The 17,266-nt window shown below is 36.5% G+C and carries 17 protein-coding genes; all 17 read right to left on the bottom strand.

Translation table 11 applies throughout. From position 1 onward, the window contains the following. The coding region (locus ACERJO_RS15515; RefSeq protein ID WP_373648078.1) for an InlB B-repeat-containing protein at window positions 1-1,336 on the bottom strand (1,336 nt) is incomplete at its 3' end. A gap of 25 nt (window positions 1,337-1,361) precedes the next feature. Then, on the bottom strand, window positions 1,362-1,886 hold the full coding sequence (locus ACERJO_RS15510) for a phage tail protein (protein ID WP_247103557.1): 525 nt from the start codon (window positions 1,884-1,886) through the stop codon (window positions 1,362-1,364). Between the two features lie 24 nt (window positions 1,887-1,910). Further along, window positions 1,911-2,408, bottom strand: a complete 498-nt coding sequence (locus ACERJO_RS15505; protein WP_373648077.1) for a phage tail protein — start codon at window positions 2,406-2,408, stop codon at window positions 1,911-1,913. An 18-nt stretch (window positions 2,409-2,426) separates the two neighbouring features. After that, window positions 2,427-2,969: a phage tail protein gene (locus tag ACERJO_RS15500; RefSeq protein WP_373648076.1), complete on the bottom strand. Its 543-nt coding sequence runs from the start codon at window positions 2,967-2,969 to the stop codon at window positions 2,427-2,429. 222 nt (window positions 2,970-3,191) lie between these two features. Further along, window positions 3,192-3,983, bottom strand: coding sequence for an alpha/beta hydrolase (locus tag ACERJO_RS15495; RefSeq protein WP_373648075.1), 792 nt, complete (start codon window positions 3,981-3,983; stop codon window positions 3,192-3,194). 73 nt (window positions 3,984-4,056) lie between these two features. Further along, window positions 4,057-4,743 (bottom strand): thiaminase II, encoded by a 687-nt coding sequence (gene tenA / locus ACERJO_RS15490; RefSeq protein WP_247103570.1) that lies wholly within the window; start codon window positions 4,741-4,743, stop codon window positions 4,057-4,059. 378 nt (window positions 4,744-5,121) lie between these two features. Next, window positions 5,122-5,991, bottom strand: a complete 870-nt coding sequence (locus ACERJO_RS15485; protein WP_247103571.1) for a helix-turn-helix transcriptional regulator — start codon at window positions 5,989-5,991, stop codon at window positions 5,122-5,124. Window positions 5,992-6,251: 260 nt separating this feature from the next. Then, window positions 6,252-7,301 carry a pseudaminic acid synthase gene (gene pseI, locus ACERJO_RS15480; RefSeq protein WP_373648074.1) on the bottom strand — a complete coding sequence of 350 codons (1,050 nt, stop codon included), beginning with the start codon at window positions 7,299-7,301 and terminating at the stop codon, window positions 6,252-6,254. Then, window positions 7,279-7,851: a UDP-4-amino-4,6-dideoxy-N-acetyl-beta-L-altrosamine N-acetyltransferase gene (pseH, locus tag ACERJO_RS15475; protein WP_247103579.1), complete on the bottom strand. Its 573-nt coding sequence runs from the start codon at window positions 7,849-7,851 to the stop codon at window positions 7,279-7,281. Before pseH ends, pseI begins: the two co-directional genes overlap by 23 nt. Then, a complete protein-coding gene (gene pseG / locus ACERJO_RS15470) occupies window positions 7,851-8,945 on the bottom strand; it encodes a UDP-2,4-diacetamido-2,4,6-trideoxy-beta-L-altropyranose hydrolase (protein WP_373648073.1) in 1,095 nt (364 codons plus the stop codon). Before pseG ends, pseH begins: the two co-directional genes overlap by 1 nt. Continuing rightward, window positions 8,942-9,682 (bottom strand): cytidylyltransferase domain-containing protein, encoded by a 741-nt coding sequence (locus ACERJO_RS15465; RefSeq protein ID WP_373648081.1) that lies wholly within the window; start codon window positions 9,680-9,682, stop codon window positions 8,942-8,944. The genes pseG and ACERJO_RS15465 overlap by 4 nt, the downstream gene beginning before the upstream one ends. Before the next feature lie 4 nt (window positions 9,683-9,686). After that, complete coding sequence (gene pseC, locus ACERJO_RS15460) at window positions 9,687-10,889, bottom strand: UDP-4-amino-4,6-dideoxy-N-acetyl-beta-L-altrosamine transaminase (protein ID WP_373648072.1); 1,203 nt, start codon at window positions 10,887-10,889, stop codon at window positions 9,687-9,689. Between the two features lie 16 nt (window positions 10,890-10,905). Then, window positions 10,906-11,847, bottom strand: coding sequence for a dTDP-glucose 4,6-dehydratase (locus ACERJO_RS15455; RefSeq protein WP_373648071.1), 942 nt, complete (start codon window positions 11,845-11,847; stop codon window positions 10,906-10,908). Between the two features lie 76 nt (window positions 11,848-11,923). Further along, window positions 11,924-12,928: an SDR family NAD(P)-dependent oxidoreductase gene (locus ACERJO_RS15450; RefSeq protein WP_373648070.1), complete on the bottom strand. Its 1,005-nt coding sequence runs from the start codon at window positions 12,926-12,928 to the stop codon at window positions 11,924-11,926. 74 nt (window positions 12,929-13,002) lie between these two features. Next, the gene (locus tag ACERJO_RS15445; protein ID WP_373648069.1) at window positions 13,003-14,250 is read right to left on the bottom strand and encodes a surface carbohydrate biosynthesis protein; all 1,248 of its coding nucleotides are present in this window, start codon (window positions 14,248-14,250) and stop codon (window positions 13,003-13,005) included. A 32-nt stretch (window positions 14,251-14,282) separates the two neighbouring features. Further along, window positions 14,283-15,179, bottom strand: coding sequence for a sulfotransferase family protein (locus ACERJO_RS15440; RefSeq protein WP_373648068.1), 897 nt, complete (start codon window positions 15,177-15,179; stop codon window positions 14,283-14,285). Between the two features lie 3 nt (window positions 15,180-15,182). Continuing rightward, window positions 15,183-16,577 carry a glycosyltransferase family protein gene (locus ACERJO_RS15435; protein WP_373648067.1) on the bottom strand — a complete coding sequence of 465 codons (1,395 nt, stop codon included), beginning with the start codon at window positions 16,575-16,577 and terminating at the stop codon, window positions 15,183-15,185. Between the last annotated feature and the right edge of the window lie 689 nt (window positions 16,578-17,266).

Below are 17,266 nucleotides of genomic sequence, written 5' to 3'. Positions count from 1 at the left end.
CCTCACTTCCTCCGTTCGATTCAAACTGCACCGTATAGGCATTCACTTCCCACTTCGCGTACAGTGTCGTGTTGCCTGTGATCGCACTAGTAAAATCAAATGCCTCGTCATACAATGGAGTCGTGTACCATCCAACAAACGTATGACCAACTTTCTCAGGCTCTTCAGGAGCCTCTGCGACTTCCCCATGTCTCACCGTTTGATCATGGACCTCGCTACCTCCCTCAGTTTGAAAATTAACGATATATTCATTTGCTTTCCACTTAGCATAAAGAGTCATATCTATCGTAATAGGAGTTGTTATATGAAATATATCCGAATATGTCTCATCAATATACCAATCTATAAATGTAAAACCTGGTTTCATTGGTGTTTCAAGCTCTGTAAGCGTATCTCCATGCTCTACAACTTGATCTGTCACATCGCTTCCACCTATTGAATCAAATGTAATAGTATAGGTTTTCGGATTAACAGTGACAGGAGCTGCTTCAGTCGCTGTCGTTGCTATATTTTCTCCATTTACCTGATTATTTGTGTTTGTCACAATCGCATAATAATACGTCGTTCCTGTTACTTCTGTAGGTGCTTCATAGGTCGAACTTGTTGCTCCTGAAATGGGGATACCACCTTCATTAGCGTTCTCTTCATGACTATACCATTGGTATGACAATGTCCCTGAATCATTAATAGCTGCTACCGTCTGCAAAAGTGGTTTGGATTCAAATTGATCGACTGTAACTCCTATAGGTTGGGAAGTGATTACAGGTTGTTCAGCATCACCATAGAACAGTGGATTCTCTATTGTAAAACCAATTAAAGTCAAGTGATGTAGATCATCATTTCCTCCTCCCCCATTTGTTAACGTTACATCAAAATAGCTCACATTTTGAAAATTCATGAACAATTCATAATCAGTCTGATTATCAGAACTTGTATCCAAACGAGCAGGAGAACCGATTAACTGTCCATTGACATCATAAGCGGAAATTTCCAATGAAGCCGTCACACTTCCAAAACCTGAATGAAATTGAAAACGAACTAAATCAAATGTACCACCTGTAAATACATCAGATGGCTGAAACCTTACTGTTCCTGATCCTGGTTCTGGCAAATCAAAATACAACCCTACACCAGGATCATCTACTAAAGGTTGAGTCGCTTCAACAGCTTCAAATCCATTTGTTGTATTGTCTAACCAATTCGAAATAGTAAAATCATGATGCAAACCTGGGGAAGTTGAGGCTTCTACCATATCGACTCTTAAAGCAAAACCCTGTAGCTGATAAAACATCATTAATAGAACACAAAGGATTATCTTCAGTCTTTTTGAACTCATTTTCTCACCTCTTTAATCTAAGCTACTATGAATGAATAGGAATAATCCCTTCCAAAGCAATAATAAAATGCATACCGACATATGGTTGCATATTATTATGAGGAGCCCCTCCTCCTTCTGGTTGTACAGCTCTTGAATTCATTGAAGTATCAGGAGCTTCAGAAGAATACACATTTGGATTCAATCTCCCCGTTGGACTATCCGCCCATAATGCATCAATGGGTGATTTCTCGTCATTCTCACTTTGACTCTGTGGGACATGAGCGTGCTGTGGCATTTGACTTTCTAATAAAGTGATAGACTTCTCGCCTCCTATCTCTCCAATTTCTCTTGAAACCAATCCACTCCCCTGACCTTGATGAATCGCGATTCTATCTCTCAAATCTGGTAAGGCAAACGTAGTTGTTCCGTTGCCTCCGTATGTTGTACCTATAACAGAAAACAAAGATACATGTTGTGATATAGAAATCAATTGTCCATCGCAAAATGCCCAACCCTTCGGTGCAAAATTTCCTGTAAATAAACGAACCTCTCCTATTAATGGATCCAAAAGATCCCCTCCTTAAATAGACTTCTAATTTCTTGTTGGAAAGTACCCACTTACTGCAATGCAATAATTCGCTACACAATAAGGCTGCATATTAGAATGAGGATGACTGCCCCCTGCACTCGAAAGGGCGTCATCTCTCATCACCCCTCCTGCTTGATGATGAAAAGGTTGACTATCGCTTTGAGCCCAAATGTGATGTTCTGACTGAGTGGTTGTTGCCATTTTAGAGCTCGCTAATACTCGGTGTGTATGCTGTGGCATCTCAGCTATAGTTAATTCGTGTAATTCTTCTCCACCCTTCTCTCCTAATTGAATCGTTGTTCCACGGTGTACAGGCACTCTACCTCTAAGATCAGGCAAACAAAATGTCGTACTTCCATTCCCTCCAAACGTCGTGCCTAAAATAGTAAATAACGCTTGATTTTTTATGATCATTAATGTCCTTCCATCGCAAAAGGCCCAGCCTTCAGGTTCAAACGGAAAGCTAAAACACCGAATTTCTCCTAAAAAAGGTTCTGCCATTATAATCGTCTCCTCTAACTAATTTTTTCTTGATGGATACAAGCCTTCAAGGGCAATAATGTAATTTAAGGTGAAGAATGGCATCATATTATCATGTGCTTCTAATCCTCCTGATTGTTCCATTCCTTTTGTATCCATAACCTGATCTGGACGTTTGTTAGAGTATTGTTTCACTCCAGCCGAAGCCCAATAGTGATTGGCTGGTGACTTCTCCACTCCTTCTTCATCCGAAGCTATGATCTGGTGTGTATGTCGTGGGAGCTGATTTAACGTTAAGGTTACTTTTTCATTCCCACCATTTTGTCCGACCTGATAGCTCGTACCTGTTTGCGTGTTGGAGCCTTGGTGAATAATGGCTTTACCACGAAAGTCAGGAAGAGCAAAGTTGGTTATACCATCTCCGCCATAGTGATTATTAATTAACGTGAACAGAGCTTCATTTTGTGAGATTGATAGTAGTTGCCCATGGCAAAATGCCCAGCCTTTAGGTTCAAATGAGCCTGCAAAAGTTCGAATTTCACCAATAAATTGATCTGACATATCCATGTCTTCCTTATACATTGATCGTTCCTCCTATGACATTTGAATCATTATCTGTTCAATAAAGACCTACATAAAATAGTTCTTTATTGAACTTTATCAACTGAAGTTAAAGGTTTGTTAAACTACTGACTAAAATTAGTTAAAGTCTAAAAGCAAAGAACCAAGCTACTCACATTAGCTTGGTTCTTTCATTTCGTTTATCATTTTCATTACAAACACTTCTCTATGTACTTTTATTCATCATTCAACTGCCCACGTAATCGCTTTCTCAATATATTCATCCCAAAAGGCCCATGAATGCTCTCCTGGTCCTTCCACATATGTAAATTCAATTTGCTCAGCATTTAAATAATCGCGATACTTATGGTTTACGTCTAGTAAGAAATCCTCTGTTCCACACGCCATGTAAATAGCAGGAACCTCTCCTTTCTTATTCTTTTCATGTTTGATTAGCGCTTCTGGATCTTTATCGCTGCCTTCAAGCTTTGTCAAATCACCAAATACTCTTCGAAAATAGTTATAATCAGCAATACCATCATTAAAATCAGTATCAGCATTTTGAGCTTTATACGTAATCAATGCTGAGGATAATGCGATTATTTTGCTGAAATTTTCTGCATATTTCAACCCATTTCGAATAGCACCGTATCCTCCCATCGATAAGCCACCAATAAACGTATCTTCTTTCCGATCAGAAATAGGAAACAGCTCTCTCGTGTACTTTACTAGTTCATTACCAACATATTCCCCATTCATCGCACCTTTGTCTTCATCATCGACATAGAAATGGTTCTCCCCTGCCGGCATGAAAACGGCAATACGGTGCTTATCAGACAACTCACGTATTCTAGTAAAACTAATCCAATCTGTATGGCTACCCGTGTACCCATTTAAGAGGTACAGAGCTCGCATCGGCTGCTGCACATCCTTTTCTCTCCCGGGCATTTCCATCGTATCCAATGGAATAAGTGCATTAAATGTGACTTCTCTTCTCATCGCTTTTGAATAAAAGTTAACTTGGAGCATTGCCATCGTGTATCAATCTCCTTTTCAAAAAATACTAATCCATGCTTCGATTCCAATTTAAAATTGAATGTGCTTTTTTCTATAATTCAACCTGAACGGGCCAACCCTCTTTGTTCTCAACCATATCCCAAAACATATATTCAAGCTGACTCGTTCTAACAACAATCTCTTCTAATCTCGCTAGTTCCTGTTCAGGCTTCCCTTCTGCAAGCTTATTCATTAATTGCTTACTACTTTCTGCAAGTTCTGTAAATTCAGCAGAGCTATACATCTCCACCCAGCTACTATAAAAATTATCATCCAATGCACCAGGCCATTTAGCAAGGGAGGCCCCAATAAAATGATAGCTCCATTCACAAGCTAATACTGAAGCCACAACATTCTCAACTCCACCGCGTTGTGATAGATTTAACATATAGCTCGTATAGGCCGTCGTAATGGCTGAAGGCTCGGTTTGTTCTAGCTCTTCTACTGAAATCCCAAAATCAGCTGCATAGTTTCGATGAAGACCCATTTCCACCTCTAAGACTCCATGCAATAGCTTCGCAAAAGTGGTCATTGTTTCTAAATCTTCTGATTTCGAAGCACCTAATGCAAACAAACGCGAATACTCAATTAAATAGACATAATCCTGCTTTAACCAATGCTTAAACTTTTCTTGTTCTAACGTACCATCTCCTAGTCCTTTCACAAATGGATGCTCTAAATATGAATTCCAAATCGGTTCAACCCTGTTCCAAAGACGATCTGTAAATAATTGACTCATTCTAATCACTCCTATTCATAATCTAAGAACAAACACGCTTTGCGGTTTGTTAAAGCCATTGCCCTTTTTGTATCCGCTTTCGTATTGACTACAACGAGAGCCACGTACATCAAAAAACTATCTCCTACGCAAGAGATAGTTTTGGTAGCAAAAAGTAGCATCATTATGTCATCTACTCAATGACCAATTCCACTTCCCTACGCTAGTACGAACTAGATCAACTTCAGAGCGTCGAAACACTCTTAGCACATACAGAGCCACTCCAGTAAAGTTGAACTACGTGCTCCCCTAGTCAAATCTACCATATATTATACGTAATCAATATAGATAAAAGCAACTATACCGATTCATATCCAACTCATAATACAAACGTTGTCATCATTGCTGATAGCTCTTTCTAACTCGTTGCTTCCGAAAAAGCGACGGAGACAATCCTACCTTTTGACGAAAGACTCGGCTAAAATGAGCGCTGCTTTCGAACCCTACGTCCATAGAAATATCAGATATATTTTTGTATGGCTCCATTTCAAGCATAAATTTTGCATGATCAATCCGACAACTCATGACATACTCCATTACAGTCATCCCCACTGATTGTTTAAAAAGATGAGAGATATAATGTTTGTTTAATTTAAATTCCTGTGAAAGTCGATCCAAGCTTATCTTTTCCATGTAATGATCCATAATCCATGCTAACATGTATTCTATTTGTCTATCTGACGTGTTTTTTTTCGTCAAAATTTCGGCAATTGGTAACTGAGATAAATGATTAATCTCAAATAATAGCTCCACAAGCAAATGCTTTACTTTGCTTTCTACAAACCGATTATTAATAGAGAAACTTTCTCTACTATGAGACAATAGCTGTTTGATTTTCAACAAGGATGACTCTATCTGTGTCAGGTTCGCTTTATCCTCAACCCGGATAAGAGAATTATTCAAATCCTGAAATAACTCAAGCAATTCTATCGCTTCTAATGATTGTAATACGGGTTCAATATATTCAGGAAAGAACTCTACCGTCGTGCGAACATTCGAATGGGAAGGAAAAGGACACGTCCGATGCTTCGTTAAGCCATTTAATATAACTATATCACCAGGGTGTAAGTCATATATACGATGCTGAATAAAGATTCTAGATCTACCCTCATGAAAATAATATATTTCAAAATCACGATGTGTATGAAAATGCTCCATACCGTATGTATCATTTTTTTTATAACCGAAGCTCAACCAATTACATTCCATCAGTCTTTCCTCCTTCTAACGTCCCTCTTAATTGCGTAAGCGTTATCATAAAAAACATAACAACACTACTCACTATTATGATTAGAAGTTTAATTGACCACAACTCTTCTGTCTAGTTACGTTTAGACTAATTGTATGTATGAATGTATAATTCCCTTTCCATCTTTTAACATCATTTTTATAGTCCAAAAGACTTCCCTAAGAATACCAATAGGCACTGAAAAAGCATACTTTTTCAGTGCCTATCAATAAACCTTATTCTAAAGGAGGTCCCATGTAAATGGAGTGCCTCTTTTCACATCTTTGCTAACTGATTTCCCTAAAATCATATCATAATATTTAGCTGGGAGCCCGTACCCTGGACGAATAATTCGAACCTTTTCCTCTGTAATAACATCGCCTTTTTTCATATCCTCAGTCACATATAAGGATCGTCTAAACATCATTGAACGTTTTTCATGATCCGTTGCTCCATAATGAATGCTTCCTAACGCTTGCCAAGCTCTATTTGTTTCTGCAACAAGTGATTTCATTTCAGCAGGCTCCATAGAAAAAGCCGCATCTGCACCACCGTCTTCACGTGATAAAGTAAAATGTTTTTCAATGACTGTTGCTCCTAAAGCAACACTCGCAACTGATACACCTATTCCTAAAGTATGATCAGATAGGCCAACTTGACATTGAAATAAATCTTTCATATGTGGAATAGTTAAGATATTCGTTTTTTCTGGTGTTGCTGGATACGTACTTGTACATTTAAGTAAAATGAACTGATGACAGCCGTTTTCCCTAAGTGTTTGAACAGTTTCACCAAGCTCTCCAACTGAAGCCATTCCAGTTGAAATAATCATTGGCTTTCCTGTTTGAGCTACTTTACGTATTAATGGTAGATCTGTATTTTCAAATGATGCAATTTTATATAATGGCACATTTAATGATTCAAGAAAATCAACAGCCGTTTCATCAAAAGGTGTACTAAAACCTATTAGTCCTAACTCTTTACACCGTTCAAAAATCGGTTTGTGCCATTCCCATGGCGTGTATGCCTGTTCATATAATTTATATAACGATTGGTTGTTCCACAAACTATTTGAATCTCGTATAACAAAATCCTTATGAGTAAGATCTAATGTCATCGTATCTGCTGTATATGTTTGAATCTTTAGTGCATGTGCTCCAGATTTTGCAGCTGCCTCTACAATCGATAAGGCTTTTTCTAATGATTGGTTGTGATTACCAGACATCTCTGCAATGATCAAAGGTGGGTGATTTGGACTAATTGTACGCTCATGAATGTGAATCTCTTTCATAATCCTCTCCTTTCCCGTTTAACCATCTTCTTTTAACATCAAGCCATTTGTCATTAAAGAGAGCAAATACATATACATCGATATATTGGCCATTTCGTTCTATATGATTCTTAAACTTTCCCTCTTCTTTAAACCCTAGCTTTCTATGAAACTTTAAACTAGGTTGATTAAATGCTAATACCTCTGAACATAACTTTCTCATTCCTATTTGCTCAAATATACATTCCAGCGCTAAAAAACCTAATGCAGTCCCCGACCCCTTTGGTGCATTTTGTTCACCGATATAAAACCCCCAATAGCTTTTCTTGTTACGTCGATCTATTTGTGAGAAATGGACAAGACCAATTGGATGATCCCGATAAAATAAAAGTTTAATCATTGCATGATCACTTTGTTTGATTTTTTGAAACCATTTTTCGTGTTCTTTGAGTGTGATTACATGGTCTGTATACATACATTGTCGTATCGACTTCGAATTTCTCCACTTTAAAACGAGTGGTAAATGTTCTTCTTTCATGCTTGTTAAAGTATATTCCACAAAATGTTCCATTACTCAAACCCTCCAACAATGTGTTGGGTCACCATCGAAGTAGGAAACTCTTTACCCATCATAGTCATACAAGAATATGACATCTCCTTTACTTTATCAGGGTGTTTTAGTAGGTGTTCTACATGTTTCACAATATCTTCTGCAGTTACTTTTTGACTATCACCTATATGATGGATGATCCCATATTTGAATGCAGAAGCAATGACATTTTCTTGATTCTTTGCTGTCATAATCGTCAATGTTGGTAGTCCTAAATAACACCTTTCCCATGTTGTACTGCCCCCTGCCCCTATAGCCAAACTTGCTTTTAGCATCACGTTTGCAATATGATTAATATGTTCATAATAAACAACGTTCGGGTACTGTTTGCATAATCTTTTGATTTGATCTTTTCGAACATTAGACTGACCTACTATTACATCAAATAATATGTCTATTCTGTTCATTAATCCAACAGCTTTCAACGCTTTTCTCGTTTCATTAGTTGGATCACTCCCTCCAAAGAAAATCATGATACGACGAAGTACCCCATCCCGTTCAGCTAACTCTCTTCTAGCTTCTCTAAATTCTGAACGTAACAAAGCGAAGTCAGAGCCTAATAGTTGAGTACAATGGGTAGGAACCAACCCTTTATAACGATTAATTCGATTAATGTACTCATTTTGATCTAATAATATATCACAATCGTGCAAGCGATCCGCTAAATCATCTATGACCATCACTTTACTCACTACTGTTCTCATTTCACTTTCCCATTTGTGATCAAGTGAATAGTGATCAACAATGAGCAATTCTATTTTAGTATGGAAGAGGATTTCTTTCGTTTCATAAGCATCTTGTTTCCAATCTTCTCTAAGCCAGCTGGAATGTGTAACGTCTCGATCAACTTCATAAGAACGCTCTATTGGTGTACGTAATGAATGAACATGGAAACCTTTCTCATTAATGAACGAAATGAGGTTCCCATCTAACTTTCGACAAAGAAATGAAACAGTCGCACCGTTATGCTGTAATTCTTCAGCAAGCGTAAGACAACGCATGACATGACCTGTTCCGATTTCAACAGAGGCGTCTGTACGAATAGCCACATTCATTTATCCTCGTTCTCCTTTTGTTCAACATGAACATTCAATTGCTTCCAATGAGGAAACTGTTTAAGTAACTGTAATGTATCTTCCAGTGTAAACAATGGATTATTTGGATGTAACTTCTCAATGATTCGCTTGATTAACTCAAAATCTTCAACTGTATCTACAGTCCACCTATTGGCGCTTTGATCTTCTTTATAATAGAAATTTAAAATCCGAAACAAATCAGATTGATTTCTAAAAAATAAAGTGACATGTTCTCTTTCCGAATGTGACCGTGCCATATAATATGCCTGCTTCAACGCATCAAACGAGAACACCTCTGTATCCATACCTCGTGGATATGTCCTTTGCATAGTATTAGATATATAGTCGAACTTATTGTGATACTCTTCAAATAAGGAAATACCCTTTTCAATCACATGCGGATCAATAATAGGACAGTCTGAGGTTAACCTTACAATGACATCTGCCTTTAATGACGTGGCTGCTTCATAAAATCTAGCTAAGACATCCTTTTCATCACCTCGATAAAAAGGAACATTTAGTTGATGACATAATGAGACAATCGCATCATCTCCTGCAAGCTTTGTCGTTGCAATAACAATCTCATCTAATCTAGTAACTTTTTGTACTCTTTCAATCTGATAGACTAGCAACGGCTTATTTAATACTTCTTTTAGCACTTTTCCAGGTAATCTCGTTGAACCCATTCTTGCTTGAATGATGGCGACTACTTTCACTTGATCACCTCGAATAATTAGAAATGACTTTTGTAACACCTTTGATGACATCATTTACATCTTTCATGGTCATAGCTGGAAAAAGAGGAAGTGTGATGATTTCTTCATATAACTTCTCTGCGTAGGGACATTGTTTTTTGCTGTACCCTAATTTTTGATAATAAGGTTGTAAGTAAACAGGGATATAGTGTACATTTACTCCTATATTTTCTTTTTGTAGTGCTTCAAAAATTTGTTTTCTCCCTACTTTTAATTGCTCAACGCGTAAACGAATGATATACAGGTGCCAGCTAGAACAAGAAGCATTTGTTTGATGATCAAGAGGAATTATCACCTCTTTTATCTTTCGAAATGCTTCTTGATACTTAGCTACATATCTCTTTCTAGTTTGTATAAATTGATCTATTTTTTTTAATTGACTTAATCCAAGAGCCGCCTGTAAATCGGTCATTCGATAATTAAAACCGAGAAAATGCATTTCATAATACCAAGGTCCTTCATATTGATTTAATTTGTTTTTCTCTCGGGTAATTCCATGGCTTCTAAATTGTACTAGCTTTTCATAGTATTCCTTATTATTGGTCGTAATGACACCACCCTCACCAGATGTAATATGCTTCACTGGATGTAAGCTAAACATCGTCATGTCACTAATAGAACCGACCTTTTTCCCTTTGTATGTTGCACCCAAAGCATGAGCAGCATCTTCTATGACAGTTAGATTATGTTGTTTGGCTAGCTTTTGAATGTCTTCTAATTCGGCAGGTTGCCCTGTAAAATCTACGGGAATAATAGCTTTTGTTTTTTTTGTAATGAGGGATTGAATGTTTTTAGTAGCGATATTATACGTTTGAGAATCTATATCTGAAAAAATTGGTTTTCCTTTTTGGTAGAGGATACAATTTGCAGTCGCAACAAATGTCATCGGACTCGTAATAACTTCGTCACCTTCTTCAATACCAGCAGCAAAACAAGCACCATGCAAAGCAGCTGTCCCACTCGAGAATGCCACAGCATATTTGGCTCCAACATACGTAGCTATTTCTTGCTCAAATTGAGCAATAGTCGGTCCAGTCGTTAAATAATCACTTTTGAGGACTTGGAGAACAGCTTGAGCGTCATCATCATCAATCCATTGTCTCCCATAAGGGAGGTAGGAATCCCTTACAGGCTTTCCTCCATCAATCGCAAGTCTTTCTATTGTCATCAGCTATTTCTCCTTATTAAATAAGGTTTGTTGTTTTAATCCATTCTTCTGTTCGACGAATTCCTTCCTCCAAACCCACTTTCGGCTCCCAATCTAATAACTGCTTAGCTTTGTCATAATTACAGAGCAGCTTTTGAATTTCACTTTGTGGATGAATATGCTTCACATGTTCGATCTGGGATTCATCTTTAGCAATCAATGCTGCTAATCCATTAATCGCAATATCACGCCCTAAACCAGCATTCACAATTTCTCCATTAACTTTGTCCGAATAGCCTGCTTTCACGACGAAACGAGCACAATCTTCAACATATAGGAAATCTCTCGTTTGTGTTCCATCTCCATAAATAAAAAGCTTCTTTCCTTCCAGTTTATTTTTCAAAAAAATAGCAATAACTCCTCCTTCACCCCCTGTTTTTTGATAAGGTCCATACGTATTAAATGGACGAACGACAACAACCGGTAATTTGTAGGTATAGTAATAGGATAAAACCATATTTTCTGCAGCAATTTTTGAACCGGCATATGGAGAAGCTGGTTTGATTAAATCATTTTCCTTAATACCGAGCTCATTAGATGTACAATCATAAACCATACATGTACTCATAAAAACGAGTTTGACATGATGTTCTTTACATTTTTCTAAAATGTTAAATGTACCAACTGTATCATTATAAAATGTCTCTTTTGGATCATTAATACTATCTTGCACATTAATGCTAGCGCCTAAATGAAAACAAATGTCAAATTGATTTAAAAAAATGTCATCCAGCAAAAATCTATCCTTGATGTCCCCTTTAATAAAGGTAAAATGTTCATTTTTTGAAAACTCTTCAATATTTTCCTTTCTTCCATTCGAAAGGTCATCAAGCACCCAAACACTGTGCCCATTCTTAATTAATTGCCAAACTACCCATCTCCCAATAAATCCTGCTCCTCCAGTGACTAAAACCTTCATACGCAATCCCCTTCCATCATTTTATGAATAAGACAGTTTCCTTAGCACCATTCATTTCCATACAAAATGATACTAATTAAATTAAATTCTCATTTAAGAGTAGATGACGGATTTCTTTCTTATCTATTGATATCTCTTTAGACGAGCGATACGTGCCGGGTTTTGCTCTTTTAGCATTTTCGTAAGCTGTATTAGTTTGTTTATGACCTGGAATAACAAACATTTCAAGTAGTTCCCATGCTATTAATGATTCATCATAAGTCATTAACTCTTCGTACAATTTTTCTCCTGTTCTTAATCCAATGTATTCGACCGTTATTTCCTCTTTTTTCAATTGATTTTTTTTGCATGTTTCATTGATAATGACATCAACTAAGTCATCTAATACCAATACTGGCATTTTTAATACAAATACTTCCCCTCCCCGTGCTTCTTTAAGTGCTTGAATCGTAAGGTTTGTTGCTTGGCTTAATGTCATCATAAATCGTGTCATGTTTCGGTCAGTTACTGTCATTTTCTTATTCTCAATCAGTTGTTTTTTAAAAAAAGGAATAACCGACCCTCTCGATCCCATCACATTGCCGAATCGAACACTAGCAAATATCGTTTTCCCTTTACCCTTACTATACTCAGCTGCACTTATTAAACGTTCTGCTGTCAGTTTTGTCGCGCCATACGTATTTGTTGGCGAAATCGCCTTATCAGAGCTTGTAAATATAACTTTTTTTACATCATGAGCAATAGCAGCTTTGATCACATTATTTGTGCCTAATACATTCGTTTGAACAGCTTCAAATGGATTGTATTCACAGGAAGGAACGTGCTTCATCGCTGCAAGATGAAATACGTAATCGATATCTTCCATAGCACTGAAAACTCGATCGTAATCTCGAACATCTCCAATACAAAAGCGAATATTATTTCGATTTCCATAGAGATTATTCATATGATATTGCTTATACTCATCACGACTAAACACACGGACAACCGTTGGATTATCTAATAATATCTGCTTTATTAGGCTTTGCCCTATCGTTCCTGTTCCTCCAATAATTAAGATTTTTTTATTGGTAAAATACATTTCATATCCTACTTTCCGTTTATTGATTTTATGAAATAGCAGCATAACTTTTTAACCCATAACACCTGGGGCTATTATGGGTTAGCAAGCTTTAGTTCAAATACATTACTGTCTAGTTTGTTGATAACTATGTTGGTTTCTGTACGTTCTATTCGGTTTAATTTAGCTATGAAAGAGGATAAAACCTTTCTTGTAAGTTCAGTTTTATTTTTTTTGTGCTGTAATGGAAAATTATTTATGACACGCGGAGCTTGAATAGGATGTACGTTTTTCAAAGAACTCTTACTAAGGAGATGAAGGATTCTTTCGTAAGAAGAGACTTCACCACTATTACCATAAAAACTAGACAGGATCGCTTTCTTCTTTAAGGATGAGCCCGCTTTTTTTTGTGACAAATGCTTATCTACTAATTTGTATATTTCTTTCATACTTTCAGCTTCTTCACTTACAGCATTCGCCAACTCTACATCCCATGCTTTAGAAACTATCGGTCTATAAGTAATACTCGGCTTCTCTAACAAAAAGGCTTCAATTCCCGTCGTACAACCGTTATGAACCATTAACTTAGAAGCTATGATCCATTTTGCAATGGCCCCTTCATGTTCAACAAACACATTTGAAGCATTATTAAATTCCTTCTGATAGCTCGCTATATTTTCTTGTGGGTGGGGACGAATGATCACATTCACATTCGGATAACGAATGCTTAATAACGTCACCATTTCGACAAAATGATCATATAAATCTTTGAAAAATGTGTGTTTAGTTTTATGTCTCATTCCATTTTTATGGTTATACAAAGCAAATCGAGTATTAACTAAAATAAACTCACCATACTTCTCCTTTAATTGTTCCACAGCGTCATCATAGAGTGATTGAAACGGTACATTCAATAAATCAAAGCGTGGATGACCCGTGACATGAATCTTTTCTTTTAAATGAGGATATGCTTGAACTAGAAGGTTTTTTTGTGTCTTACCCCAACAAAAGATTCCATCTAAAAGCTGCAAGTGGTCCGCAGTTGTTCGTGTATGGATATACGTATTATTATTAAAAATAAAGCCTTCTTCATCTAACTCTACTAATGCATGCCCTAGCTTTTTTATTCGGCTGAAAGTTCCTTGTTTAAAGTGGTTTTTATTTGGATAACCTTTTAGGAAGAAAATCCCCTTTGGAAGATAGGCTGCATTGTCAAATAGCTTCGGCTGTTTTCCAATTACGACATTGTATCCATTCTTCACAGCATAATAGGCTAAGAGAAGTTTTCCATCTAATTCTCTTGTCGTAACTTCAATCGGTAAATAAAGCTGTCTTTGTGACATAACAAACTCCTTTGCAAAGAAATAGAATTATTCTAATGTTTCTTTAGTTGTGAAACAAGCTCGTTGTTATACAGTGAATGAAGATCTTGCTTGTTTGGAAATATTTCATTTAATTCACTTCCATACTCCATCACAACTTCTAATAAGTCATTGAAATCCTTTTTATTCAACCTTTGCTTCCATAAAGAATTTCGGCTATGATTTAAAGTCTCTATCTTACCTGACAATTTAGTTGGTAATTGTAGAAACCGTAATATGTTTTTCACCACTCTGTTCGGGTTTTTAATAAGCTCTTCTTCTTTTATACAAATCATTCGATCATCTTCAATTCTTTGGCGAAACTCTGATATTGCTTTGTTATTTTCAATCCAATATTCCGCTAAATACCTTACATTTCCATTTGGGAAATACCGATTTACATCAATATCATTTGGTATTTTCTTATTTGCGAAATATTCCCAACAACGATATTCATCTTGTGTTGTTTTCTCTGGCCAATAATGAAATTTTAATTTCACTTTCAAACTAGCAACAACTCTTGGCATATCACGATAGATCCAAATATAACGTGCATCAGGAAATAATGAATTGACCAATGGGAGCTTGTTGCATAAATGAGGGTTTTTACTTAAGAAATAAGCATTCTCACTTTTATTCTTATCATTTTGTTTCATCCTTTCTACAAACGCTGCTGTTAGTCGCTCTGCTTGACCTGGTTGTACGTCCCGTTCATTTAAACAAGGACAAGTGCGATCACGTGTTTTTGGAGAAGCCATAGGGACACCGCCTATTTGCGACCATATATCCTTCAGCTCAAATGGACAATGAACCAAGTGATCATGCATACCTAATATGGATGCGAGTAAAGTCGTCCCACTTCTCATACACCCAACTAGAAAAACTGGTTTTGTTAATCGGCCTATTGTCATCTATTACAACCCTTTCTTCTTTTTCATTACTTCTTCTAATCTCTGATTAAGCTCACGTATTCTCTTAATAGCATATGGACTTCTCGTTTTTTCTTTTAATAATTTTTCCTCGGTTATTCGGTTATGATAGTGAATAATAACAGGATCACACTCGATAATTTTTTTTAGCTTTCTTGAAACTAAGTGAAAGTTCATTTCATATGGAAGGCTTTGAAAAGGTATATTTTTACTTGCATATGCAAGAGTTAAGGAGGCCTGTTCACAGAAATTGAAGTTACGCCCGAGTAAATCTCGATGTTTAATTAAGAGTTTCGTATATTTCTTCCAAACAGGATAGAACTCTTTCATTAATCGCTGAGGAAAAATTAATACCCCTGCATTACAATACATAATTGTTCGAATATCCGCTAAGACTGTACGGTGCTCGCGAGGCAGCATCGGCAGCTTAAAAAATGAGAATATTTCTTCAAACTGTTCATAAGGGACGGTTAGCCCTGCTGCTAATGCCGCTTGGAAATGTTCACCAGTAATATAGTCACTCGGATCACGGACAATGACTGTATCACAATCCAGAAACAAGATCGTATCATAATCTTTTGTTTCAGGAAGCTCAAAGAAACGCATTTTGTTTGATTGAGGATGCCATTTACTAAATCGTTTAACGATTCTTACAAACACACCCAAACGTTCAAGCTCTTCAACAAAATTGGGATCAGCTTCATCAACAATACAAACAAATATATTAACACCAGCCATTCGCCCACCAAACCATCTGATCGAACGAACGAGTCGAAGCGTTTGGTCACGATACTTTTCATTATTCTCAGTTACACAACCGATCATAACTCTCCCAGGCGTAGGCATAAGTTTACTAAGTTCTTCTTCATTTCTTGCTTTCTCAAAGTCAATTCCAGCTTCCTCGAGCAGTTTATTATGAAAGAAGAGAAATTCGTTCGATCTTTTTTTTTCAAAGCTAGAAAGATGATCTCTTAAAACAAATGCAAAGTAGTTTTGCTCACATAAAATGCAAATAAAATGATGCTTCAAACAAGACCTCATGAGTGAGCCTTTCGTTTGTACATGAACAACTTCTTCTCCGACGAATTCATTAGGTGAATCGTGAGTAGGAGTATTTATTATTAGACATCCACCACGTTTCAACCTCGTCTTTAATTTCACCCATAACTGTTCCATTTCAAATACTGGAATTTTATCAATAGCATCAGTAATAAGAATTACATCATACTGATTAGATGATGCTAATTGATTGATGTTTTTCAGCTCCGCCAAATCGATCATCAAAGAAGGCTTTTCAATGGAATGATCCATTCCGACTTGAAGAATATCTTTATTTTTTAAAGACCCAATCTTCTTTTCAATAAATGAATGAACTTTCATTATGAACTCCCTTCTCCTCGTTTATGACTAACTTTTTACTTAAACATATCCTATTAAACAACAATTCATTTTTATTTGATCATTCTTTCATAGAATTCAACAGGGTATACGATATATGTATATTTTAGGAATAAGTATTCTGTGAGTAGGGATATAACTATTTTCTTATTTGAAAATAGAATCATCTGTGCTAAAGATTCACCTAATATTTCCCTTCAACTTGATTGTCCTTTATAAACGTATCCTGTAATCTAAATACATTTACGCTTAAGCACCTTCCTAAGAATAACCAAAGTTGATACGTTACCCACATCCCTCAATACCAAGTTAACGTATATGTTTTAACTTTATTTTATATAGAACATTTTAGTATAATTCCAAATATTGCAAATGAACGGATGATGGCTGATAAGCGGAAGGTACGATCACAGAAAGTGAACTACGCGCAATTGAAGATGAGGAAATGAAACGCATTGTTGCCAAGCAAAAGGAAGCTGGTCGCCAATCAATAACAGATGGAGAAGGTATTCAATTTCAAGGGGTCAAAACAAAGCCTCATTATTTTAATTGACGGTTTGGATGTAGACAGACTATTTCTTGAATTTGACGATAAGCGTTCAGGTGATTCGAACCACTTCGTTACGTGAAACGACAAGACCTACAGCTTGTTTTAGTTGAAATAGCTAAGG

This window comes from Halalkalibacter sp. AB-rgal2 (genome assembly GCF_041821005.1).
Lineage (GTDB): Bacteria > Bacillota > Bacilli > Bacillales > Bacillaceae_D > Halalkalibacter.
Note: the sequence above shows the minus strand (reverse complement) of the source record. Positions and strands in the feature narration are given on the sequence as shown.